The organism is Corallococcus sp. CA047B (genome assembly GCF_003612065.1).
GTDB lineage: Bacteria > Myxococcota > Myxococcia > Myxococcales > Myxococcaceae > Corallococcus > Corallococcus praedator.
The window spans coordinates 1-2445 of record NZ_RAWD01000589.1 but is presented as its reverse complement, the minus strand read 5'-3'; the positions used below and the strand labels follow the sequence as shown (position 1 = coordinate 2445).

Annotated in this window: 1 protein-coding gene; it reads right to left on the bottom strand. The window is 70.5% G+C overall.

What is annotated here, in order from left to right:
* Nucleotides 1–2445: condensation domain-containing protein (locus D7X74_RS41305; RefSeq protein WP_147446891.1), on the bottom strand; the 2445-nt coding region annotated here is incomplete at both ends.

Here is a 2445-nt window from a genome sequence, read left to right as displayed (position 1 = left end):
AACGAAGCCGTCCGTACGGGTGCGTCCTTGGGCAGGCCCGCGCGTGCGGGGGCCTCCGCGTCCAGCAGGTAGCGCGGCAGGCCCGGGGCCTCCACCGTCCCCTCCAGCGACTGCTGCGTCAGCAGCAGTGACATGCGCGACTCGGACACCATCAGCGCCAGGCGGTCCGCCGGGTAGGACGGGTCCAACGGCACGTACGCGCCTCCCGCCTTCAGGATGCCCAGCAGCGCCACCAGCAGCCTCGGCGTGCGCTCCAGGCACACGCCCACCAGCACCTCCGGGCCCACGCCCTGGCTTCGCAGGTGGTGCGCGAGCTGATTCGCCTGCGTCTCCAGCGCGCCGTACGTCAGCGCTTCTTCTCCCGGGGCCACCACCGCCAGCGCGTCAGGCGTCAAGCGTGCCTGGGCCGCGAAGCGCTCGGCAATCCCCTGCTCCGCAGGCAGCGCCACGTCGGTGTCGTTCCACTCCACCAGCACCCGCTGGCGCTCCGCCTCGCCCAGCATCGGCAAGTCGAGCACGCGCGCGTCCGGGCGCGCCGCGATGCCCTCCAGCAGCACACTGAAGTGCTTCAGGATCCGCTGTGCCGTCGCCGCATCGAAGAGGTCGGTGTTGTACTCAAGAGACGCAGAGAGGCCCTGGCCCCGGTCTCCCATGTCCAGCGACAGCTCGAACTTGGCGGTGTCGCCCTCGGCGTCCACCGGTTGCAGCCGCAGGCCGGTCGGGAGCTGGGCCACGGGCAGGGGCGCGTTCTGCAGCGAGAACATTACCTGGAAGAGCGACGAACGGCTCATGTCGCGCTCGGGCTTCAGCTCCTCCACCAGCTTCTCGAACGGCACCTCCTGGTGCGCGTACGCGCCCAGCGCCACTTCCCTCACCTGACGCAGCACCTGACGGAAGGTGGCGTCACCCGCGACATGGGTGCGCAACACGAGCGTGTTGATGAAGAAGCCGATGAGGCCTTCCAGCTCCGTCCGGTTGCGGCCCGCGATGGGCGTTCCCACGCTGATGTCGTCCTGTCCGCTGTAGCGCGACAGCAGCACCTGCCAGGCCGCCAGCAGCGTCATGAAGGGCGTCGCGCCTTCTTCGCGGCTCAAGGCCCAGAGGGCATCGCGCAGCGACAGGGGCATCGTCACGGAGCAGCTGCTGCCCCGGAACGTCTGCACCGCCGGACGCGGCCGATCCGTCGGCAGCTCCAGCGCGTGCGGCGCTCCTCCCAACTGTCGCTTCCAGTAGGCGAGCTGCGCCTCCAGCACCTCACCCCGCAGCCAGTCGCGCTGCCAGGCTGCGTAGTCCGCGTACTGGACCGCCAGCTCCGGCAACGGCGACGGCTGCCCCGTGCTGTACGCGCCGTAGAGCGAGGCCACTTCCCGCACCAGCACGCCGCGCGACCAGCCGTCGGAGACGATGTGGTGCACCGACAGCAGGAGCACATGCTCCACGTCCGACAGCCGGATCAGCGTCACCCGGAAGAGCGGGCCTCGCTCCAGATCGAACGGACGCCGGACCTCTTCCTCCGCCAGGGCCTGTGCACGGGCCTCGCCGTCCGCCTCGCCCGACAGGTCCACCCACGTCAGGGGTACTTCGCTCGCCGGTGCCACCACCTGCACCGGGCTGCCTGACAGCGCGCGGAAGGTCGTGCGCAGGGACTCGTGACGACGCACCAGTTCGCCGAACGTGCGGCGCAGCGCGCCCACGTCCAGTTCGCCCGACAGCCTCACGGCCGTCGGGATGTTGTAGGACGTTCCGCCCGGCTCCAGCTGATCCAGGAACCACAGGCGCTGCTGCGCGAACGACAGGGGCAGCGCGTTCGTCCGCGCCACCGGCACCAGCGGCGGCATCCGCACTCCGCTGCCCGCGTGGACCGCGAGGTCGATGCGCGCGGCCAGCCGCTCCAACACCGCATCCTCGAACAGCGCACGCAGCGGCAGCTCCACCTGGAACGTCTGGCGGATGCGCGAGATGGCCTGCGTCGCAAGCAGCGAGTGACCGCCCAGCTCGAAGAAGCTGTCGCCCAGGCCCACCTGCTTCGCGCCCAACAACTCACTCCAGATGCTCGCGAGCTGCTGCTCGGTGGGCGTGCGCGGTGCGGTGAAGCCTCGCGCATCCCCTTCCAGTTGCTCCGGCTCCGGCAGGGCCTTGCGGTCCACCTTACCGTTCGCATTGAGCGGCAGCGCCTCCAGCACCACGAGGGCCGACGGCACCATGTACTCCGGCAGCCGCCCCTTCAGCTCGCTTCGCAGCGCGGTGCTGTCCAGCGTGTGGCCAGCCTTCGCCACCACGTACCCCACCAGCCGCTTGTCTCCGGGCACGTCCTCCCGCGCCACCACCACCGCCTCGCGCACGCCTTCGCATGCGCCCAGCCCCGCCTCCACCTCGCCCAGCTCCACCCGGTAGCCGCGCACCTTCAACTGGAAGTCCACGCGCCCCAGGAACTCCAGCTTCCCG